This window comes from Actinoallomurus rhizosphaericola (genome assembly GCF_024055675.1).
GTDB classification, from domain to species: domain Bacteria; phylum Actinomycetota; class Actinomycetes; order Streptosporangiales; family Streptosporangiaceae; genus Actinoallomurus; species Actinoallomurus soli.
The window spans coordinates 38,543-59,018 of record NZ_JAMXMW010000012.1 but is presented as its reverse complement, the minus strand read 5'-3'; the positions used below and the strand labels follow the sequence as shown (position 1 = coordinate 59,018).

General features: G+C 70.8%; 24 protein-coding genes and 1 pseudogene. 17 read left to right on the top strand and 8 right to left on the bottom strand.

Going from position 1 to position 20,476, the window contains the following annotated elements; translation table 11 throughout:
• Nucleotide 1 precedes the first annotated feature (1 nt).
• On the top strand, nt 2-1,849 hold the full coding sequence (locus NE234_RS25415) for a caspase, EACC1-associated type (protein WP_308206928.1): 1,848 nt from the start codon (nt 2-4) through the stop codon (nt 1,847-1,849).
• 368 nt (nt 1,850-2,217) lie between these two features.
• Here NE234_RS25415 and NE234_RS25410 read toward each other — a convergent pair whose 3' ends face one another.
• A complete protein-coding gene (locus tag NE234_RS25410; RefSeq protein ID WP_252783152.1) occupies nt 2,218-3,246 on the bottom strand; it encodes an LLM class flavin-dependent oxidoreductase in 1,029 nt (342 codons plus the stop codon).
• Between the two features lie 90 nt (nt 3,247-3,336).
• On the opposite strand from NE234_RS25410, the gene NE234_RS25405 reads away from it, so the two are divergent.
• On the top strand, nt 3,337-3,612 hold the full coding sequence (locus NE234_RS25405; RefSeq protein WP_252783151.1) for a hypothetical protein: 276 nt from the start codon (nt 3,337-3,339) through the stop codon (nt 3,610-3,612).
• Between the two features lie 88 nt (nt 3,613-3,700).
• Here the strand turns inward: NE234_RS25405 and NE234_RS25400 are convergent, their stop codons facing one another.
• The 5 genes and pseudogenes from NE234_RS25400 to NE234_RS25380 all read right to left on the bottom strand — a co-directional run bounded on the left by NE234_RS25400 (nt 3,701) and on the right by NE234_RS25380 (nt 7,603).
• Nucleotides 3,701-4,423: a TIGR03943 family putative permease subunit gene (locus tag NE234_RS25400; protein WP_252783150.1), complete on the bottom strand. Its 723-nt coding sequence runs from the start codon at nt 4,421-4,423 to the stop codon at nt 3,701-3,703.
• Nucleotides 4,420-5,463: a permease gene (locus tag NE234_RS25395; RefSeq protein WP_252783149.1), complete on the bottom strand. Its 1,044-nt coding sequence runs from the start codon at nt 5,461-5,463 to the stop codon at nt 4,420-4,422. Before NE234_RS25395 ends, NE234_RS25400 begins: the two co-directional genes overlap by 4 nt.
• 30 nt (nt 5,464-5,493) lie before the next feature.
• Nucleotides 5,494-6,470, bottom strand: a pseudogene (locus NE234_RS25390) (ATP-binding protein).
• A gap of 148 nt (nt 6,471-6,618) precedes the next feature.
• Nucleotides 6,619-7,104, bottom strand: coding sequence for a Fur family transcriptional regulator (locus NE234_RS25385; RefSeq protein ID WP_308206927.1), 486 nt, complete (start codon nt 7,102-7,104; stop codon nt 6,619-6,621).
• A gap of 19 nt (nt 7,105-7,123) precedes the next feature.
• Complete coding sequence (locus NE234_RS25380) at nt 7,124-7,603, bottom strand: Fur family transcriptional regulator (protein ID WP_252783148.1); 480 nt, start codon at nt 7,601-7,603, stop codon at nt 7,124-7,126.
• A 99-nt stretch (nt 7,604-7,702) separates the two neighbouring features.
• Here NE234_RS25380 and NE234_RS25375 point away from each other — a divergent pair, with 99 nt between their 5' ends.
• The 6 genes from NE234_RS25375 to NE234_RS25350 all read left to right on the top strand — a co-directional run bounded on the left by NE234_RS25375 (nt 7,703) and on the right by NE234_RS25350 (nt 12,461).
• A complete protein-coding gene (locus NE234_RS25375; protein ID WP_252783147.1) occupies nt 7,703-8,653 on the top strand; it encodes a metal ABC transporter substrate-binding protein in 951 nt (316 codons plus the stop codon).
• A 3-nt stretch (nt 8,654-8,656) separates the two neighbouring features.
• The gene (locus tag NE234_RS25370; RefSeq protein ID WP_252783146.1) at nt 8,657-9,436 is read left to right on the top strand and encodes a metal ABC transporter ATP-binding protein; all 780 of its coding nucleotides are present in this window, start codon (nt 8,657-8,659) and stop codon (nt 9,434-9,436) included.
• A gap of 2 nt (nt 9,437-9,438) precedes the next feature.
• Entirely contained in the window at nt 9,439-10,308 is an 870-nt protein-coding gene (locus NE234_RS25365) for a metal ABC transporter permease (protein ID WP_252783145.1), read from the top strand.
• Nucleotides 10,305-11,180: a metal ABC transporter permease gene (locus NE234_RS25360; RefSeq protein ID WP_252783144.1), complete on the top strand. Its 876-nt coding sequence runs from the start codon at nt 10,305-10,307 to the stop codon at nt 11,178-11,180. The genes NE234_RS25365 and NE234_RS25360 overlap by 4 nt, the downstream gene beginning before the upstream one ends.
• Nucleotides 11,177-12,001: a metal ABC transporter permease gene (locus NE234_RS25355; RefSeq protein ID WP_252783143.1), complete on the top strand. Its 825-nt coding sequence runs from the start codon at nt 11,177-11,179 to the stop codon at nt 11,999-12,001. Before NE234_RS25360 ends, NE234_RS25355 begins: the two co-directional genes overlap by 4 nt.
• A 73-nt stretch (nt 12,002-12,074) precedes the next feature.
• On the top strand, nt 12,075-12,461 hold the full coding sequence (locus NE234_RS25350) for an SCO5389 family protein (protein ID WP_252783142.1): 387 nt from the start codon (nt 12,075-12,077) through the stop codon (nt 12,459-12,461).
• 64 nt (nt 12,462-12,525) lie between these two features.
• On the opposite strand, the gene rpmF is transcribed toward NE234_RS25350, so the two are convergent.
• Entirely contained in the window at nt 12,526-12,708 is a 183-nt protein-coding gene (gene rpmF, locus NE234_RS25345; RefSeq protein WP_252783141.1) for a 50S ribosomal protein L32, read from the bottom strand.
• A 185-nt stretch (nt 12,709-12,893) separates the two neighbouring features.
• On the opposite strand from rpmF, the gene rpmB reads away from it, so the two are divergent.
• Genes rpmB through NE234_RS25310 form a run of 7 tightly spaced genes read left to right on the top strand, consistent with a single transcriptional unit; the run spans nt 12,894 to nt 17,293 of the window.
• Nucleotides 12,894-13,130 (top strand): 50S ribosomal protein L28, encoded by a 237-nt coding sequence (rpmB, locus tag NE234_RS25340; protein ID WP_252783140.1) that lies wholly within the window; start codon nt 12,894-12,896, stop codon nt 13,128-13,130.
• Nucleotides 13,130-13,435, top strand: a complete 306-nt coding sequence (gene rpsN, locus NE234_RS25335; protein ID WP_252783139.1) for a 30S ribosomal protein S14 — start codon at nt 13,130-13,132, stop codon at nt 13,433-13,435. Before rpmB ends, rpsN begins: the two co-directional genes overlap by 1 nt.
• Nucleotides 13,436-13,460: 25 nt before the next feature.
• Nucleotides 13,461-14,585 carry a GTP-binding protein gene (locus NE234_RS25330; protein ID WP_252783138.1) on the top strand — a complete coding sequence of 375 codons (1,125 nt, stop codon included), beginning with the start codon at nt 13,461-13,463 and terminating at the stop codon, nt 14,583-14,585.
• A 12-nt stretch (nt 14,586-14,597) separates the two neighbouring features.
• The gene (locus tag NE234_RS25325) at nt 14,598-14,849 is read left to right on the top strand and encodes a type B 50S ribosomal protein L31 (RefSeq protein ID WP_252783137.1); all 252 of its coding nucleotides are present in this window, start codon (nt 14,598-14,600) and stop codon (nt 14,847-14,849) included.
• A 55-nt stretch (nt 14,850-14,904) separates the two neighbouring features.
• Nucleotides 14,905-15,909, top strand: coding sequence for a CobW family GTP-binding protein (locus NE234_RS25320; protein ID WP_252783136.1), 1,005 nt, complete (start codon nt 14,905-14,907; stop codon nt 15,907-15,909).
• A complete protein-coding gene (locus NE234_RS25315) occupies nt 15,906-16,916 on the top strand; it encodes a WD40 repeat domain-containing protein (protein WP_252783135.1) in 1,011 nt (336 codons plus the stop codon). The genes NE234_RS25320 and NE234_RS25315 overlap by 4 nt, the downstream gene beginning before the upstream one ends.
• Nucleotides 16,913-17,293 carry a hypothetical protein gene (locus NE234_RS25310; RefSeq protein ID WP_252783134.1) on the top strand — a complete coding sequence of 127 codons (381 nt, stop codon included), beginning with the start codon at nt 16,913-16,915 and terminating at the stop codon, nt 17,291-17,293. The genes NE234_RS25315 and NE234_RS25310 overlap by 4 nt, the downstream gene beginning before the upstream one ends.
• A 32-nt stretch (nt 17,294-17,325) precedes the next feature.
• On the opposite strand, the gene NE234_RS25305 is transcribed toward NE234_RS25310, so the two are convergent.
• Complete coding sequence (locus NE234_RS25305) at nt 17,326-17,946, bottom strand: helix-turn-helix domain-containing protein (RefSeq protein ID WP_252783133.1); 621 nt, start codon at nt 17,944-17,946, stop codon at nt 17,326-17,328.
• Between the two features lie 91 nt (nt 17,947-18,037).
• Here NE234_RS25305 and NE234_RS25300 point away from each other — a divergent pair, with 91 nt between their 5' ends.
• Both NE234_RS25300 and NE234_RS25295 read left to right on the top strand, forming a co-directional pair.
• Nucleotides 18,038-19,021, top strand: coding sequence for an NAD(P)/FAD-dependent oxidoreductase (locus NE234_RS25300; protein WP_252783132.1), 984 nt, complete (start codon nt 18,038-18,040; stop codon nt 19,019-19,021).
• Nucleotides 19,018-20,280, top strand: coding sequence for an MFS transporter (locus tag NE234_RS25295; protein ID WP_252783131.1), 1,263 nt, complete (start codon nt 19,018-19,020; stop codon nt 20,278-20,280). The genes NE234_RS25300 and NE234_RS25295 overlap by 4 nt, the downstream gene beginning before the upstream one ends.
• The last annotated feature ends 196 nt before the right edge of the window (nt 20,281-20,476 follow it).

Below are 20,476 nucleotides of genomic sequence, written 5' to 3'. Positions count from 1 at the left end.
GATGGTCATGCCGGACCCCGCCCGGAGTTGGGCGTGCCTCATTGGGGTGAGCACCTACCCCAGGGACGACGGCCTCGGCGATCTCCCCGCGGTGCCGAACAACCTCGACGCGCTCCACGAGATCCTGACCGATCCGCTGCTCGTGGGCCTCCCTGATGACCACTGCGTGGTCATCAGGGACCCAGCGAACGTCCAAGAGCTGGCGCTCCAGGTGGAGGACGTCGCCAGCAGGGCGGCCGATATGTTCCTGGTCTACTTCGTCGGGCATGGACTCATCGACCCCTACGTCGACGGGCGTCTTTACCTGGCGACTTCGCATGCGTTGCAGGACAGGCCGCACTTCACCTCACTCGCCTACGACGACCTGCGTAGGGCCATGCTGTCCTCCGGCGCGCGCAGCAAGGTCGTGGTGCTCGATTGCTGTTTCAGCGGGCTGGCCCACGGGACGATGGCCGGGACTGCTGCGCAGGTCGCCGGCCAGCTCGACATTCGGGGCAGCTGCGTGCTGACCGCCACGAAGAACAACCAGCTGGCGAAGGCACCTGCCGGAGCCGTTTTCACCGCGTACACCGGTCAGCTCGTCGACGTGCTCAGGAGCGGCGTGGCCGGCGGCTCGGAACTGATCAATGTCGCGACGCTGCACGAGCAACTGCTGTACCGGCTGCGCAGCGCCGGTCTGCCGGAACCGAGGATCAGCGGTAGCGACACCATCGGCCGGCTTTCGCTGGCACGCAACGCGTCGTGGCGACCGGCTGGTGCCGAGAAAGAACCGGTCAACCTCGCTGACCCGGATGAGGTGTACCAGCTGGGCAGCCAACTCGAAGCACGAGGTGAGCCGACCGCGGCCGAACGCCTCTACCGGCGAGCGATATCGATCGGCAACACCGAAGCGATGCTCATGCTGGGCGTGTACCACCAGGAACGAGGAAACGACGCGCGGGCCGAACGCTGGTTCCGCGAGGCGGCCGGCAGTGGACTGCCCAACGGGATGGCCCTCCTCGGCACGTTCCTGCACAACCGTGGAGCCGTCGGCGAAGCTGAATCGTGGTACCGCAAGGCAGCCGAGGCTGGTCAATCGCAAGCAGCTGAACTACTGGGCGAGCTGCTCGAGAGGCGCGGTGACACTGGTGAAGCCGAGCGGTGGTACCGCGCCGCCGTCAGTGCCGGCCGGGTGAGCGCCATGATCAGGTTGGGTGCGTTGCTCGAGCAGCGCGGGGAGCTGACGCGCGCGAGTTCGTGGTATCAACGGGCGGCGGACGAGGGTAACGCGGCCGGCTGGACGTGCTTGGGATTGATGTGCGCCGACCGCGGTCGGCACGGTGAGGCCGAAGTGTGGCTGCGTAAGGCGGTTGCCGCCCGCGAGCCCCGCGCGATGATCAATCTCGGCGTCCGGCACCTAGAGCGGAACGAGCGGGCGGAGGCAGTCCGGTGGTTCCGTGAGGCCGCGGAAGCAGGCAGTACCGACGGGATGGTCCGTCTGGGAAAAGAGTTGAGGGACGCCGGCGACACGGCCGGAGCCGCGCGGTGGTTCCATCTGGCAGTCCAGGAAGGCGACGGGCATGCCATGGTCGAGGTGGGCAGAATGCATGAGGAGTCCGGCGACGTCGCTAACGCGGAGGACTGGTACCGAAGAGGAATCAGGGCCGGTGTCGAGATCGGCGTAGTCGCCCTGTGCAAGTTGCTCATCACTCGGGGCGAGTGGGACGAGGCCGCGCGGGTATGTCGCGCCTCCGCCGAAGCCGGCCAGGCCGCGGGTATGCAAATGTTGGAAATCCTCCTCGAAGCCGAGGCTAAACGGCGGAAGCCAAGCGTTGGCAGGACCTCGCCCAGGCAGCGCCGCCTGGACTGATTCGACCGTGACGCTGATCCTGCCTCGCGCCGCGAGCCCGCGGGTGCCGAAAACCTCATCCATGTCGTGTGACCTGCAGATCCTCGAGAACAGCGATCGCGGTCACTACGGTGAGCCTCGGCCGGGGCGACCAGCATCCCGGCGACGGCGGTGGCGAATGCGGTGAGACTGGCACGTTTGTTGCCTTTGGTCATGACGGAACGCTCCCAGGGGCGTGAGGGTAAAAGTCCTTCCTCCATCGCCGGGTTCGGGTACTCCCGGCGAGAGAAGGGTGACTGCGGTCAGTGAATACCTCGCACCCAATGATTACTTAGTGCAGTCATCGGGGGGAATTGCTGAACGGAGAGTATTTCCTGACGGACGGAAGGTTACATTGGCAACCCTAGGTCTCGGCCCCTGAAACGGGCGCGGAGGCGAGGGAGGACCTCGGCGCCGAGCCGGGCGATGTTCTCCCGGGTCCGGCGCGGGGATCCGCCGCCCTCCACCATGAGGATCAGGTGGCGGACGCCGGTGCGCTCGACCGTCGCCGCCATGGTCTGCACACAGTCCTCGGCGGTGCCGACCGGGTGGATGCGGCACAGCAGATCGGCGTACGCGTCCGCGTCGCGCGGGGTGTAGGGCCGGTCGTCGACCGGCACGTACCCGGACAGCCCCGGCCGCAGCCAGCGTGGCAGCTCCGCGCGCAGCAGCCCCTGGGCCTCGGCCCGGGTGTCGGCGACGTAGGCCATGACGGCGGCCACATGCTCCGCGGGTGTGTTCCCGGCCGCGGCGCTGTACGCGTCGACCATCCGCCGCCTGCCCTCGTCGTCGACGTGCATGCCGAGCAGCATCGGCAGGCCCCGCTCGGCGGCCAGCGCGGCGCTGGCGGCCGAGGTGCAGGCGACCACGACCGGCGGAGACGGGCGGGTGCGCGGGCGCGGCACCATCGGGACCTCTCGGAACGCGAAGATCGGCCCGGCCGCCGAAAGCCGGGGACGGGTCAGTCCGGCGAGCAGCAGATCGAGACTCTCGGCGAAACCGGACTCGTACCGCGCGAGCCCGGTCCCGAACACCTCCAGGTCCACCCACGGGCCGCCCCGCCCGACACCGAGCCGGAACCGCCCTCCGGACACCTGGTCCAACAGCGCGGTCTGCTCGGCCAGCGCGACCGGGTGTGCGGTGGACAGCACGCTCACCGCCGTCCCCACCGCGATCCGTTCCGTACGGCCCAGGACGTAGGACGCGAGCGTGACCGCCGATGGGCAGATCCCGTACGACATGAAATGGTGCTCGGCGAACCACACGTCGTCGAACCCGGCCCGCTCGGCGGCGACCGCCGCCTCGACCGTGGCGGTCAGCACCTCGCCGTCGCTCTGACCGGGGAACCGCGCCGCCAGCAAGAACACCCCCACCCGCATGCCCATACTCTGCCGGAGATCGGCAGGCTCAGGATGCCTCAGCGGGAGAGGCGATGTTCAGTGCTCGTCCCAATGATCTCCGTGGGCGGCATGCCGGCATCCATCATGGACATAGTCGACGTGATCGCCGTGCGGCACGCTCACGTGGCCACAGTCCTCACCGTGCCGATGTGGATGGTCGTCATGCTGGACATGGCCGGTGGGTTCGCATTCGTCGACATGGTCGCCGTGCGGCCGGTGCAGATGCCCGTCGTGGGCATAGTCGACATGGTCGCCGTGCGGCACGGCGACATGCCCGCATCCCTGCCCGTGGGCATGGGTGTGGCCGGTGTGCTGTCGGTGTTCTGTCATCGCTGTCATCAGTAGATACCCCCTCGGTCCCCTCCTTTCCCGGTGGTGACCCCGGTGAAGAGTGCCGACTGCGCGGACGCCCGTACGGGCGGGGGTCACCGCGTCATTCGTAGGGGTCGGCGGGTCGGGCGATGTGCTCCAGGCCGGTGGCCGTGAGCTGGGGAAAGGCGATGTCGTCGATGCTCGCCCACACCGGCGACCAGGTGCCGGTGACCCGCACCCACGTGCCGGTGGGCGGTGCCGGCGAGTCCTTGATGACGACGCGCATCGGGACGGCGTCGGCCGCACAGCAGGTCATGCGCAGGCGGATCAGCATCCACCGGTTCCGGCCGGCCGGGCGGGCGAATCCGGTCAGGATGACCTGGCGCTCGGTCAGGGTGTCGTGCCCGGCCTTGGCCTGGAACGCACGGGCGGTGAACTCGGTCAGCGAGATCCGCGCAGGGCCGTCTGCGGACAACGCCGCCAGAGCAGGTCCGGCTTGCGGGCGTGGGGCCTGGTCGACGGCGCGTTCGGCGGTGAAGGAGCCCAGGGCCGACGGCGCGATCATGGCGATCACCAGGGGCGGGAGAAAGAGCAGCCAGGTGGCTCGTGGCCCGTGATCGTGGTCGTGCTCGTCGGCCTGCCTGTTGGATGTCGCGGTGGCGGCGCGGCGCCAGGTGGTGGCGATGCCGAGTCCGCCGAGCGCGCACAGGAGGGCTCCGGTGGCGATCAGCGGGATCCGGAAGCCGGGGCGGACGTAGTCGAGGTACTCGTGGCCCGCCAAGGTGATCCACAGCAGTGTCTCGCCGGCCGCCAGCAGGACGACGTTCTGGGCGGCCTTTCTCACAGCAGCACCCGGCCGATGAGGGCGCTTGCGACGATCGCCAGGGCGAAGGTCATGGGGACGAACCGGGCCGCGAAGCGCGGTCCGAAGGTGCCGACCTGCAACGTGATGAGTTTGAGGTCCACCATCGGGCCGACGACGAGGAAGGCCAGCTTGGCCGTTGCGGAGAACTGGGTCAGGCTCGTGGCGACGAACGCGTCGGCCTCCGAGCAGATCGACATCACCACGGCCAGTGCGGCGAGCACGGCGACCGACAGCCACGGGACGCCTGCCACGGCCGCGGTCCAGGCCGGTGGCACCGTGACGTTGAGGGTCGCCGCGATCGCCGCGCCGGCGACCAGCAGGCCGCCGGTGTGCAGCAGGTCGTGCCGCAACGCCGCGGCGAATTCCGGCCATCGCGCCCCGTGGGCGGCGCGCGGGCGGGAGGGGATCCGCAGCCATTCGGTACGGCCGAACCGCAGCCACAGCCACCCGGCCGCCACCGAGACCAGCAGGGACGCCGTGAAGCGGGCGGTGACCATCTCCGGATGACCGCGGAAGGCCACGGCCGTGGCCACGAGCACCACGGGGTTGATGGCCGGGGACGACAGCAGGAAGGCCAGCGCGGCGGCGGGTGTGATGCCACGGGCCATCAGACCGCCCGCGACCGGGACCGAGGCGCACTCGCATCCCGGCAGTACGGCGCCGGCCGCACCGGCTACCGGCACCGCGAGAACCCCGCGACGCGGCAACACCCGCCGCCAGAACGCCTCGGGCACCAACGTCGAGATCGCGGCGGAGACGGCGGCACCGAACGCCAGGAACGGCAACGCCTGCACGCAGATCGCCACGAAGACCGTCGCCCACCCCTGCATCCTGGCCTCACGCAGGTGCGGGGCGGCCAGCACTCTGCCCGCCACCAGCACGCCGGCCACCACGACGGCACCGAGCACCGCGCGGGGCCCTGCCGCCATCGGTGGTCGCCGGCCCCACTCGGCGGGCGGGAGATCCGCCTCCTCCTGCCACGCCGCCTCGACGGCCCGCCACCTGGGCGCACTCGGCATCGTCCCGGGCCTCCGGCCCTGCGCCCGCCGTTACCGGACGGCCGGCAGCGCCGCCGTCATGACCTCGGGACCGAGGACGAACCCCGGGTCGATCTGAGCCTTCAGATCCTCACCGGTCGCCGCGTTCGCCCAGGCGTCGGCGTTCTTGAGATGGAACTCGATCGCCTGACGGGTGAACTTCGGCCAGTCCTTCGGGCGGGCGTCGACCGCCTCGCGCATCGCGGCGAGCATCCGCCGGTCGGCTTCGGCGAGGTCGGTCAGGGTGAAGGGCCGGCCCTGTTCCATCGCGCGGACGGCGCTGGAGTCCCCCACGCAGCCGAGCAACGCGTCACCGACCTGCTCGCGCAGGAAGGCGACGTCCTCGGGGCCGTGGACCTTGTTTCCGATGACCTTGAGGGCCACGTCGTAGTCGGCGGCGTAGTCGGTCCACTGCCGGTAGACGCTCACCCCTTACGGGTGGGCTCGGCGACCAGGAACGTCAGGTCGAACCGGGTGAACATGCCGGAGGCGAATGATTCGGCCCCGGCCGTGCAGTCGACGACGACGTACTCCCCGGGCCCGTCCACCAGATGGTTGAGGTAGAGCTCGACCGCGCCGGTCTTGGAGTGGTAGCACGCCACGCCGAGGTCGTCGTCGGTGAACGGGCCGGTGACCATGAGCCGGGCCCCGGACGCCTCCACCGTCAGACCTTCGTGGATCGGATCGTCACCACCGATGCGCAGGAGCCGGGAGCCGTGGCCGGGTGGGGTGGTCTTGACCATCGCCGCGGCAGAGGAGATCCGCGGATTAGCGCCACGCAGGTATTCCTTGATCTCGGGCAGGCGCTCCCCCATCGCCGGGATCGCAACGGCCTCGAACTCTTCCAGCCCGAGCGCCACCCCCAGATGCTGGTTGATATCGGCGTCGACGGCCACCACGGGGGCACCGGAAGCCGCCAGATACCGGACGAACAGCGATGACAGCGTCGTCTTTCCGCTTCCGCCCTTACCGACGAACGCGATCTTCATGAATCCCTCTCGTGCTCATGCCGGCGGGAAGTGACACAGAGTGAACAGGTGCGTACCGAATGTTACATCGAGATCACTGGCGCAGCGCACTGGCGCGCACGGAGAGCTTATCGGCACCGAAAACGGTTTTCAGTGGCTTCCCGGTAAGTCAGCTGCGCTCGCGCGCACAGTCGGGGCACAGGCCGAAGATCTCCACGGTGTGGTCGACGTCGGTGAAGCCCGCCTCGGTCGCGACGCGTTCGGCCCAGCGCTCGACCGCACGCCCTTCGACCTCGACGCTGCGCCCGCACGACCGGCAGGTGACGTGATGGTGGTGGGCGCTGGTCTCGCAGCGGCGGTAGAGCGTCTCGCCGGTCTCGTCGCGGAGGGTGTCGACGGCGCCGTCCTCGCTGAGGACCTGGAGATGACGGTAGACCGTGGTCAGCCCGATGCGCTCGCCCCGGCGGCGCAACTCGGCGTGGATGTCCTGAGCGCTGCTGAATCCCGGCAGGTCCGCCAGGACGTGACTCAACGCCTCGGCCTGCCGTGTGCCCCGCACACGTGTCCCCCGGCCGGTGGCGGCGGCCCGCTGCGCGGGTCGGGAGGTCGAGTGCGAGGTCATCGTCGGTGCTCCGGCCGGTCGAGGTCTGGTCATCGGTCGCCTCTCGACCGTATCAACCCCCGAGGCTGTCGGGTCCGGTTCGCAGGCACGAGCCGCAGACGCCGTACACCTCCGCCTGGCGCGGGTCGGGCTCGAAGTCGGTCTCGGCCGCGATGGCGTCCAGCCAGGCGCCGTCGTCGGCGGCCGGGTGCTCCTGGACGTCGCCGCAGCGGCGGCACACCAGGTGGTAGTGACGGCCGGGAGCGCACGGCCGGTACCGGGTCTCACCGTCGTGAATGAAGACGTGCAGGAGCCCGGCGTCGGCGAGCGCCGCCAGCGTCCGGTAGACCGTCGACATCCCGACCCGATGCCCCTGGCCGGCGAGTTCGACGTACAGCTCGTGCGCGCCGATCGGGCGCCGCCGGCCGTCGAGCGCTTCCAGCACCTGACGTCTGCGCCGGGTCGGCGACAGGCCCGCGGCGCGGAGCCGTGCGGACGGCTCATCGACGCCTGCACCGCCGGAACGGCCGGCGGTGGCGGGGTGGGAGCGCATGCACCGAGCGTACGGACATCTGTCGATATTGACAACCATTACCGTTAAGACGAACATGGGATCGGTTTTCATTCGCATGGCATCCCTCAAGGAGATACGTTGCGCACCCGATTCCCCCGGCCGGCCGTCCCGGTCGTCGCGGGCTGCCTGCTCGCCACCGCGGCCTGCGGTTCGAGTTCCGCGAACGACGCCGGCGCCTCGGCGAGCGGCGGCAAGAAGCTGAACGTGGTCGCCACGACCACGCAGGTCGCCGACTTCGCCCGCAACGTCGGCGGCGACAAGGTCAAGGTCTCCCAGATCCTCAAGCCCAACGTCGACCCGCACGACTACGAGCCCTCCCCCGCCGACATCCAGGCCATCGCGCAGGCCGACGTGGTCGTGGAGAACGGTGTCGGCCTGGAGAGGTGGCTGGACCAGACGATCAAGTCCGCGGGCTTCCACGGCACGCTGGTCGACACGAGCAAGGGCGTGGCCGTCCGCAAGGGCAACGGATCCGACGAGGAGGCCGCCGGAGACCCGCACATCTGGCACAACCCGAAGAACGCCGAGATCATGAGCCGCAACATCGCGACGGCGTTCGAGGCCAAGGACTCCGCCGACAAGGCGGCCTTCGAGGCGAACCTCACCTCCTACACCACCAAGCTCGACCAGTTGGACTCCTGGATCACCCAGCAGGTCAACACACTGCCGGCGGACCAGCGCAAGCTGGTCACCAACCACGACGCGTTCGGCTACTACATCGACCGCTACCACCTGACGTTCGTCGGCTCGATCATCCCGAGCTTCGACACCTCCGCCGAGCTGTCCGGCAAGCAGCTCAACTCCCTGATCTCCAAGATCAGGGCGACCGGTGTCAAGGCGATCTTCTCGGAGTCCTCGCTGCCGCCCAAGACCGCCGAGGCCATCGGCAAGCAGGCCGGGGTGAAGGTCGAGGCCGGCGAGGACTCCCTGTACGGCGACACGCTCGGACCCCCCGGCTCGGCCGGAGCCACCTACCTCGACATGGAACGGCACAACACCACCACCATCGTCACCGCGCTGAAGGGCTGAGTAATGGAGACGACTCCCGAACCGGAGGTCCCGTCCCCGGCGCTGGACCTGGACGAGGTCACCGTCGCCTACGGGCCCGCCCTCGCGCTGGAGAACATCGACGGCATGGTCGCCCCCGGCGAGGCCGTCGCCCTGATCGGCCCGAACGGCGCCGGCAAGTCCACCCTCATCAAGGCGATTCTCGGCCTGGTCCCGCTCGCCGGAGGACGGATCAGCGTCCTCGGCCGGTCCCCGGCCGCGGCGCGGCGCGACGTCGCGTACGTGCCCCAGGCCGACACCCTCGATCCGGAGTTCCCGATCTCGGTGGGGCAGGTCGTGCTGATGGGCCGCTACCGGCGGATCGGGTGGCTGCGCCGGGCGAAGGCCGCCGACAAGGAGGCCGCCCGCCGGGCCCTGGAGCAGGTCGGCCTGGCCGACCGCGCCCGCCACCGGTTCGGCACCCTGTCGGGCGGGCAGCGCCAGCGCGTGCTGCTGGCCCGCGCCATCGCCGCCGAGCCCCGGCTGCTGCTGCTCGACGAGCCGTTCAACGGCGTCGACGCGGTCAGCGAGCAGGCGCTGCTGGACGCCATCGCGCTGTTGAAACAGGACGGCGCCGCGGTGGTGGTCTCCACCCACGACCTGGCGCTGGCCCACCTGGCCTGTGAGGAGGTCTGCCTGCTCAACCGCCGGCAGTACGGCTTCGGCCCGACCCAGGCCACGCTCACCCCCGACCGGCTCCGCGCCACCTACGGCGGACACGCCCTCGAACTGCGCGGCGACCGCGTCATCGTCGCCCACTCCTAGCCATGTACCAGATCTTCATCGAACCGTTCCGGTTCCCCTTCATGGCCCGGGCGCTCGCCGAGCTGATGATCCTCGGGGCGCTGGCCGGGACCGTCGGCGTGCTGATCCTGCTGCGCCGCCTGGCCTTCATGACCGACGCCCTCACCCACACCGTCTTCCCCGGCGTCGTCATCGGCTACCTGCTGAGCGGCGAGGGGGGCATCTTCTGGGGCGCGCTCATCGCCGGCGCCGCGACCGCGGTGCTGCTGACCCTCCTCACCCGGCACCGCGCCGTCACCGAAGACGCCGCGCTCGCGGTCCTGCTGACCACCTTCTTCGCCGTCGGCGTCGTCCTCGTCTCACGGGAGTCCGGCTACACGGCGGACCTGACGGCGTTCCTGTTCGGCCGGATCCTCACGGTCACCCCCGCCCAGCTGACCCAGACCCTCGCCGTGACCGCCCTGGTCATCGCCGCGATGGTGGTCCTGCGACGGCCGTTGCTCGCCTGGTCGTTCGACCCGGAGGGCGCACGGGCGAGCGGATACCGGATCGGTCTGCTCGACCTCGCCACCAATACGATCGTCGCCCTGGTCGTCGTCGCCTCCGTACGCGCCGTCGGGACCGTCCTGGTCATCGCGCTGCTCATCGTGCCCGCCGCCGCGGCCCGCGTGGTGTCGGACCGGCTCGCGCTCATCGTTCCGATCGCCGCCGTCCTCGGCGCCTTCGCCGGCTGGGCCGGACTCGCCGTCAGCTACGACGCCTCCATCCACCACGGGCTGCGGCTGGCCTCCGGCGGCACGGTCGTCCTCGTCCTCGTCGCCTTCCACCTGGTCGCGCTCGCGGCGGCCGCGGTGATCCGGCGACGGCCGCGCCCGGTGCGGAGAGCGGCATGACCGCCGTCGACCGCGCGATCCTCGAAGCCGTGCTCCTCGGCACGGTCGGCGGCCTGATCAGCGTGCAGATCCTGCTGCGGCGACTGCCGTTCTTCACCCTCGCCATGACGCACGCGACCTTCCCGGGCGTCGTGCTGGCCGCCATCACCGGAGTCGATCTGTACGCCGGCGGCGGGCTGTTCGGCGTGCTCGTCGTGCTGGGCGTCCTGGCGTTGTCCCGCCGCCCGGAGCAGGGCACGACCACGGCGATCGGGATCGTGCTGTCGGCCGGGTTCGCGCTCGGCGTCGTCCTGCTGTCGGCGCGCGACGGGTTCTCCAAGGACCTGACCGCCTACACGGTCGGCCAGATCCTCACCGTCGGGACCGGTGACCTGACCGCCGTCGCGGTGGTCGGCGTCATCGTCGTGGCGCTCCTGTCCGTCGCGGGCCGGCAGCTCACGTTCCGGGCGTTCGACCCCGGCGGCTACGCCGCCGCCGGATACCGGCCGGCCGTCATCGACATGGCACTCCTGCTCACCGTCGAGGCCGTCATCATCGTCGCCGTACCCGCCGTGGGCGCGATCCTCGCCGTCGCCGTACTCGTCGCCCCGGCCGCCATCGCCCGCCTGTGGACCCACGACGTCACCGCGATGACCGCCATCGCCGTGGCCTCGGGCATCGGCAGCGGGCTGGCCGGTGTCCTGATCTCCACCCGGTACGACGTCGCCACCGGAGGCACCATCACCGTCGTCACCGGAACCCTCTTCGCGCTGTCCCTGGCGGCGACCACGACCTGGACCGCCGTCGCCGGCTCACGACGCGGCCGCCGGCCGGTGGCGGATCAACCCGTTCCGGCCGCCACCGGGCCGTCGCACCTCGAGGAGGCCGGATGAGCGCACTCACCGAGCGGGCGCTGGCCGAACTCCTCCTCACCGGAGGGATCTGCGGCGTCCTCGGCGTCCAGGTCGTGCTGCGGCGCCTGGCGTTCTTCACCGAGACCCTCGGCCACGTCACCTTCCTCGGCGTCGTCGCAGCCACCGTCGCGGGGACCGACATCACGATCGGCGCCGGGATCGCGGCGATGGGCGCGGTCGCGGTGATGGGCCGCGGCGGCGTCGCGTCCCGATCGCATCACCAGCGCTCCGGTGTCATGATCAGCGGCGCGCTCGCGCTCGGCGTCGTGCTGATCTCGACCCGTCCCGGCTTCGGCAAGGACCTGAGCGCCGCCCTCGTCGGATCCCCCCTCACCGCCGGAACCGGCGACATCACCGTGGCGGCGATCACCGCCGTCCTCGTCGCCGTCACGCTCACGCTCGCGCACAAGGAACTGGTGCTCGCCGCGTTCGACCCCGCCGTGACGCGGGCGCTCGGGTACCCCACCCGGCTGATCGACGGCGGCCTGCTGGCCCTCCTCGCGGTGACCGTGGTGACCGCCGTACCGGCCGTCGGCGCGACGCTCCCCCTGGCGCTGCTGGTCGGCCCCGCCGCCTCGGCCCTGCTGTGGACCCGCCGCATCATCCCCGCCACGCTCATCGGCGGCGTGCTCGGCGCGGCCGGCGGCGCGGCCGGGCTGGCCATGTCCCTGCACTACCGCGTCGCGACCGCCGCCGGCACCGCCGTCATCTGCGGTGCCCTGTTCATCGTCGCGGCCACCACCACCCTCGCCGGCCGCGCACGGCACACCAGACCTCACAGACCGGCCACAGGTCTGTGACGCCACCGCTACCTGACCCGACCGTCCAATCGATCTACCGTCCAGGCGACCCATCGATCCGACAGGAGAACCCATGTCGCTGACCGTGTCCCCCGAACTCCTCCAGGACGCCCAGCGCGGCGACGTCGACGACGCCGCGTTCGTCGACTGCATCCGCACCTCCCTGCCCTACGGCTGGCAGGTCGTCACCGGCCTCGTCGACCAGCTGCGGGACAACGGCGGCGAGTTCGCCGACAACCAGACGCCGCCGCCCGACGAGACCGCCCGCGGCCAGCTCCTGCGGATGATGGCCAGCGACGCCATGCGCGCCGCCCTGGAGAACCACTTCGGCGTGCGGCTGGCGTTCCAGAACTGCCACCGCGTCGCCGTCTTCCGCCCCGGCGCCGACCGCGCCTACCGGCAGTTCATCACTCCTCGCGCCCAGATCCTCAACCAGAAGCCCGAACTCGTCGACTGCTGAGACCACGACGGGCCGCCCGCCGAACGGCGGGTGGCCCGTCCCATGACACGTCCTCACAGATCGATCACCGGCGTGCGTCGTCCTCGGGCGTGAGGAGGCCGGTGGCGTAGGCGCGTACGAGCCGGCGGGGGACGAGATGACGTCGCCCGCCGATGACGATGGGGACCAGGTCGGGTCGCCGGGCCTTCCACTGGGAACGCCGGGATCGGGTGTTCGCCCGGGATGTACGCCGTTTGGGCACGGCCATGAGCGTTTCCTTTCACGGGATTGAGGGGCGACAGGAGAGGCGCCGAGCCGGGGATCGAACCGGCAGGCTTCCAGATCGACACCAACTTATCGACAATGATTTTCATTGTCTACTGCGTCGGGATGGGTCGAAAACGAAAATCGTTTCCAGTAAGCTCGGCGGCGACCCCTACTGGAAGGAGCGCGATGTCTCGCCGCTGTCAGGTCACCGGGCGTGAGCCCACGTTCGGGAACAAGGTCTCCCACTCGCACCGGCGCACGCGCCGCCGCTTCGATCCCAACATCCAGACGAAGCGGTACTGGCTGCCCAGCGAGCGGCGGTACGTCCGGCTCACGGTGAGCGCCAAGGGCATCAAGACGATCGACAAGCGCGGCATCGAGGCGGTCGTCGCCGAGATCCGGGCGCGGGGGGAGAAGGTCTGATGGCCAAGAAGAGCAAGATCGTCAAGAACGAACGTCGCCGGGCCGTGGTCGCCCGGTACGCCGACCGGCGCGCCGAGCTGAAACAGATCATCAAGTCGCCGGACACCGACGCCGCGACCAGGGCCGAGGCGGTGCGCGAGCTGAGCCGTCAGCCCCGGGACGCCAGCGCGACGCGGCTGCGCAACCGGGACGTGATCGACGGGCGGCCTCGCGGTCACCTGCGGGCGTTCGGGCTGTCGCGCATCCGGTTCCGGGAGATGGCCCACCGCGGCGAGTTGCCCGGCGTCCGTAAGTCCAGCTGGTAGGCCACGTAACGGAAAGGAGGCGGGGGTGCGCGAACCGCTGCGTGTCACCATCGTCACCGGGACGTCCGCCGCGCTGTCGGATCTGCTGTGCGTCCGGATGCGCGCGCTCGGCGTCCCTGTCGCCCGCTACCGGTACGAGGACGGCGCCCTGCTGCGCAGCCATGACGGCGAACGGACCTCGGTACCGGTGGACCATTGCGCGAGCTGCGCGCTCCGCGCCGACCTGCCGGACTTCCTCACCGGCCTGCCCGGTGGCCGGCTGATGCTCGTGCTTCCCGAGACGGCCGATCCCCTGGATGTCGCGATCACGTCCGAGGGGGCGGGTGCCGTGGTGGAGACCGTCGCGATGATCGTCGACCTGGGGTCGGTCGCGGACGCGCTGGCCGGCGCCGACACGCTCGCCGAGCGCGGCCTGGCCGCCGGCGTGACCGACCACCGTACGCTCGCCGGCCTGCTGGCGCGCCAGGCCGAGACGGCGGATGTGTTCCTGACCTGGACCGGGCCGGACACGGATCCCGACCAGGTCGGGCTCGGCCGGGCGCTGCTGACCCACCTGTCCCCAGGGGCGGGCTTCACGGACATCGACGCCGCCGCCGACCGCATCGGCGTGGACGCGGGAAAGGCGTTCGATCTGCAAGCCGTCCTGGAACGCACACAGCCCGGTGGCGCACTCCCCGGCTGCCCGGCGGCGTTCGGCCGGGTGAGCACGCTGATCTGGCGCAGCCGCCGCCCCTTCCACCCCGAACGGTTGTACGCCGCCCTCGACCGGGTGATGGACACCGGCGTACGGCGCGCCCGCGGCCACCTGTGGCTCGCCAGCCGCCCGCTGACCCTGCTGTCGTGGCAGATCGCCGGGGCGACGCTGTCGATCGAGCCGGCGGGGCAATGGCTGCACACCGCCGGACCCGACGAGTGGCAGCGCGCCTCCCCCATCCGCCGTACCGCGGCGTGCCTGGACTGGCACCCCGAGCACGGGGACCGCCGCAGCGAGATCCGCTTCACCGGGACCGACCTGCTCGACCGCGAGCTGTGCTCGGTACTGGACGAAGCACTGTTGACCGGGCCCGAAATGGCCGTCGGCGAACGGGCCTGGGCCCGGCTGGCCGATCCCTTCACCCCCTGGCTCGGGCCCATCGCCCGCGCCTCCTGATCAGGAGCTCTCATGAAACCGGGTATCCACCCCGACTACCGGCCCGTCGTGTTCCGCGACCGCTCGGCCGGCTTCGCGTTCCTCACCCGTTCGACCGCCACCAGTGACACCACCATCGAGTGGACCGACGGGAACACCTATCCGGTCATCGACGTGGACGTCTCCTCGGCGAGCCACCCCTTCTACACCGGCCGCAGCCGCGTCCTGGACACCGCCGGCCGGGTCGAGCAGTTCCGGCGCCGCTACGGCACAGGCCGCGCGTGAGCCCGCACCACCTTCCGGCCGGGCGGCCGGGACCGCCGAAGACGACAGGAGAACGATGAGCACCCCCGATCGCGACCCACGCGTACCCGTCACCGTGCTGACCGGGTTCCTGGGATCGGGCAAGACGACGCTGCTGAACCGGATCCTCACCGAGGAGCACGGCCGGCGCATCGCCGTGATCGAGAACGAGTTCGGCGAGGTCGGCGTGGACGACGCCCTCGTCCTGGACTCCGAAGAAGAGATCTTCGAGATGAACAACGGATGCATCTGCTGCACGGTCCGCGGCGACCTCATCCGCATCCTCGGAGCCCTCATGCGCCGCCGCGACTCGTTCGACCGGATCATCATCGAGACCACCGGCCTGGCCGACCCCGCCCCCGTGGCACAGACGTTCTTCGTCGACGAGGAGATCGGCTCCCGGCTCCGGCTCGACGCGATCGTCACGCTCGTCGACGCCGCGCACGTACTGACCCACCTCGATGAGGTCAAACCGGACGGCGTGGAGAACGAGGCCGTCGAACAGGTCGCCTTCGCCGACCGCATCATCCTCAACAAGACCGACCTCGTCGACGAGCCCCATCTGCAGGCCGTCCGCGACCGCCTCCGTACGATCAACGCGGTCGCCGAGATCATCCCCACCGCCCACGCCGGTCTGGACCTCGGCCGCATCCTCGACGTCGGAGCGTTCGACCTCGCCCGCGTCCTGAGCGACGACCCGCAGTTCCTGATCGACACCGACCACCAGCACGACCAGAGCGTCACCTCGGTCGGCATCGAACTGCCCGGCGACATCGACGTCGAGCGGCTCAACGACTGGCTCGGCGAACTGCTGTCCGCCAAAGGCACCGACATCTTCCGCTCCAAAGGCATCCTCGCCCTGGCCGGCTCCGACCGGCAGTACGTCTTCCAGGGCGTCCACATGCTCTTCGACGGCGACGACGGCCGGCCCTGGCGCGACGACGAGCCCCGGACCAACCGGATGGTCTTCATCGGCCGCAACCTCGACCGCGCCGAGCTTGAACGCGGTTTCACCGCCTGCCTCGCCGGAGTCCCCGCGTGACCGGCACGACGCTCACCGGCACGATCTGGCACAGCCGGATCGATGACGCGCCCGTCGCGATGGCCGCCGCCGGCGGGCTGGTGGCCATCGGCGGCGCGGGCGGGACCGCCTGGGTCCTGGACGCCTCCGACGGTCGCCCCACCGCCACCCTCACACTGCCCGGCGGGCTGCTCGACCTCGCGTTCTCCCCCGACGGCGTGCACCTGGCCCTGACCGGTCCCCTGGGGTACGCGCTGTGGACCGCCGCCACCGGTCACACCCTGGTCGTCGAAACAACGCGCTGGTCGGCACGCGCACGCTGGGCGGCGCCCGACCGGGTCGCGGTCGCCGACGGCCGCACCGTCGCCGTCCTCGGCGTGGACGGCCGCGAACTGTGGCGCACGGCACCCGCACCGAGCACCGTCACCGACCTGGTCTGGCTACGCGACGGCCGTCGCCTCGCCCTGACCGCCTACAACGGCGTACGGTGCCACGAACGCCACCGGCCCGACCCGGTCGCCGCGTACACCTACACCGGCTCGCATCTGGCCATCGCCGCATCGCCCAACGGCCGCTGGCTCTGCACCGGCAATCAGGACGCCTCGATCCACATCTGGCGCACCCGCGACGCCACCGAACTCACCATGTCCGGCTACCCCGGCAAGGTGTCCCGGCTGGCCTTCGACGACACCGGACGCTGGCTCGCCGCCGACGGCGCACCCGAGGTCACCGTCTGGGACTTCGCCGGAAAAGGCCCCCGCGGCTCCAGCCCGCGCATGCTGCGCGCCCACGACGGCGTGACCGCGCTCGCCTGGCGGCCCGGGGCGACGGCCACCCTGGCCACCGGCGGCGCCGAAGGGACGCTCGCGGTCTGGGACGCCACGGCCGGCACGCCCGGACGTTCCCGCACCACCCGCACGCGGTGGGAGTTGGACGACCAGGTCACCGCGCTCACCTGGGGCGGTCGCGACAGACTCCTGGCGGCCACCAGTGACGGGGCCGTCCGCTGCCTGGCGCCGGGGACATGAGCACCCGCCGGGACGCCGGCCGGATCGTGGTGTGCCGCGGCTGCTGCTGCGGCACACCGCACCGCCACCCCCATACGGACCACGACGCCCACCTCACGGCCCTGCGGCGAACCCGCGACCACGCGGGCCGTACCGTGCCGGTCCTGGTCTCCGGCTGCCTCGGCCCCTGCGCCGAAGGCAACATCGTCGTCGTCCACCCCTCCGCGTCGGGCCGGCGACGCGGCGCCCGGCCGACCTGGTTCGGGTTCGTCAACGACGACCAGGCGATCGCCGAGGTCACCGCCTGGCTCGCCGCGGGCGGTCCCGGCATCGCCCCCATGCCGCCCACGCTCGAACTCCACCGCATCACCGCGCCGGGGAGACGTGCGCGCGCCTGACCACGACCTCGCTTCGACGACCGCCCCCTCGCTCAACCCGCTCGTCCGCGGAACCGGGACGCCGTCTCCTGCCGGGGGCGGGGCCGGGCACGGACGTGCATGCGTTCCCCTTGGCGGCCGAACAGGTTGAGGACCTCTGCGGGAGACTCACCGGTCGGGCCGAACCAGTGCGGCAGACGGGTGTCGAACTCGGCGGCCTCCCCCGGTCCCAGCACCAGGTCGTGGTCGGCCACGATGAGCCGCAGGCGGCCGGACAGGACGTACAGCCACTCGTAGCCCTCGTGGGTGCACGGTTCGGGGCGGTTCTGCTCGGCCGGGATGACCGACTTCCATGCCTGGAGGGGTCCCGGGTGGGCGGTGAGGGGGATCACCGTACGGCCGTTGCGGACGCGGGGTTTGCAGCGAATCCGTGGATCGCCGACCTCCGGTGCCCCGACCAGCTCGTCCAGGGGCACCTGGTGGGCCTGGGCGATGGGCAGCAGGAGTTCCAGGCTCGGACGGCGCTGGCCGGCCTCCAGCCTCGACAGTGTGCTCTTGGATATGCCGGTGGCCTCGGCCAGCTGCGCCAGGGTCACGCCGCGCCGAGTGCGGATGCGCTTGAGGCGTGAGCCGACCTGGGCCAGCGTGGCGGCGATCGGAGATTGCTCGTCCATCTCCTCATTCCACCTCCTCCGTCCCCGAATCAGCAACAGAAGTTGCCGGTCCGCCACCGGGGCCCACACCATCGGCGCGGAGGTGATCGCCATGATCAAGGCGACGAACGACCCGAACGGCAGCGCACCGCGCGCCGCCGGCGACGGGACCTACGACGTGGTGGTGGTCGGCGCCGGAGCGGCCGGACTGAACGCCGCCCTGCTTCTTGGACGCGCCCGCCGCACGGTGGCGGTGATAGACGCCGGTGAGCCGCGTAACGCCCCCGCCGCGCATGTGCACGGCTTCTTGTCCCGCGACGGCCTGTCCCCCGCGACCTTGCTGGAACTCGGCCGCGCCGAGATCGCCCGGTACGGCGTCCGGCTCATCCAGGGCCGGGTGGAACAGATCGACCACGGCTACGACGTCCGCCTGGTCGGCGGCCCGGTGCTCAAGGCCCGTCGGGTCCTGGTCGCGACCGGGCTGCGCGACGAACTGCCCGACATCCCCGGCGTGCGCGAACGATGGGGCAAGGACCTTCTGCACTGCCCCTACTGCCACGCCCACGAGGTCCGCGACCGGCCGCTCGCCGTCCTCGGCACCCACCCGGGCGCGGTGCACCAGGCCCTGCTGTTGCGCGACTGGAGCGACGACGTCATCTTCTTCGCGCACACCCTTGAACTGACGGCGCAGGATCGGGAAAGGCTCGAGGCGCGCGGCCTGCGGATCGTCGAAGGCGAGATCGAGCATCTGGCCATCGTCGGCGGCCGACTGCGCGGCGTCGAACTCACCGACGGCCGTGCCATCCCCCGCGCCGCCGCCTTCCTGTTCCCGCGCATGGTCCCGCGCGACGAACTGCTGACCCATCTGGGCTGCGCCAAGGACGACAACGGCTGGGTCACCACCGACCGCACCGGCCGCACCAGCGTCGCCAGCGTCTGGGCCGCCGGTAACGTCATCGACCCGCGCGCCCAGGTCATCACTGCCGCCGGCATGGGGTCCACCGCGGCCTTCGCCATCAACACCGACCTGCTCGAGGAGGACGTCGACCACGCCGTTGAACGGCGTCGCGCCGCGGCACGGGGCCGAGACCGGTGAGCGCCGAAACCGCGCGGCAGGACGTGCCGGTCTCTCGCGAAAGACTGCCGCTCGGCGTCTACCTGCTCGCCTTCAGCCTGTTCGCGATGGGCAGCGCTGAGTTCCTGCTGGCCGGGGTCCTGGTGGGAATCGCCGACGACCTGAAGATCAGTCTGTCCTCCGCCAGCGCGCTGATCTCCGCATTCGCCATCGGCGTCGTGATCGGCGGTCCTCCCTTCGCCATCATGACGCTGCGCTGGCCCTGGCGGACCACGCTGGTGACCACTCAGGCCGTCTTCGCCGCCTCTGTGACGATCGGCCTTCTGACCGGAAGTTACGCGGTGCTCCTGGCCACCCGCTTCCTCTGTGGCCTCGCCTATGCGGGGTACTGGGCGGTCGCGGCGGTCACCGCGATCAGCCTCGTCACACCCGACCGCACCGCACGCGCCTCCGGAGTCGTCGTCAGCGGCCTCAGCCTCGCGATGATCGCCGGCGGCCCGGCAGGCGCGCTGCTCAGTCACTTCACCGGATGGCGGGGTGGATTCTGGGGAGTGGTGGCCCTCACCACCACCGGTGCAGTCCTGAGCCTGGTCGCGATGCCGGCGACGAGCGCGGGCCAGGAACCCAGCGTACGGCGCGAGCTCCGCACCATGAGGCGACCGCGACTGTGGATCGTCTACACCGTCACCGTCCTGAGCACCACCGCGTACATGGTCTCGTTCAACTATCTCGCCGCGTTCCTGACCGACGTCACCGGTATCCCGGGCGTCTGGGTCCCCGCGGTTCTCGCGCTGTTCGGTGTCGGTGCCTTCATCGGCCTGTCCGTCGGTGGCCGGATCGCCGATCGGCGGCCCGTGCACGCGCTCTTGGCCGGAGCGCTCGGGATATCGGCCAGTTCCGTCCTGCTCGCGATCCTGGCCCGCCATGCGCCGGCCGTCGTTCCCCTCGTCCTCCTTCTTGGGATCGCTGGATTCGTGCTGAACCCGGCCATCTACGCGCGGGTGTTCGCCATCGCATCCGAGGCGCCGACGCTGGCCGGGTCCACCACCGTCTCCGCGTTCCAGCTCGGCATCAGCCTCGTCCCCGCACTCGTCGGGGTCACCCTGAACGCCGGCGCGGGCATCACCTCCGTCGCATGGATCGGCGCCGGTCTGGCGGCGGCCCTCGTGCCGATCGTCCTTCTCGACCGGACGATCGCACCGGTTTCCCCCGACCAGGAAGAGGAGGAGGACTCGTGCCCGAACGTCGGCGCGTCAAGCGCAACCCCATCCAAGGCATGACCTATGTGGACACCTGCTCCGGCGCTTCATCTCCGACCGCGGCAACCATTCCACCCCGTAGGGCGGGAATCGGGCCGCAGGGGTGGGGTGTCTTTTCGGCGGGCGTCTCCTGAGACGACGATTTTCTCTCCTCAGTAGATGCCCGAGGAAAAGCCCACACCCCTCCGGCGGTCAGGCGCCGCTCGCCACGAGCCCC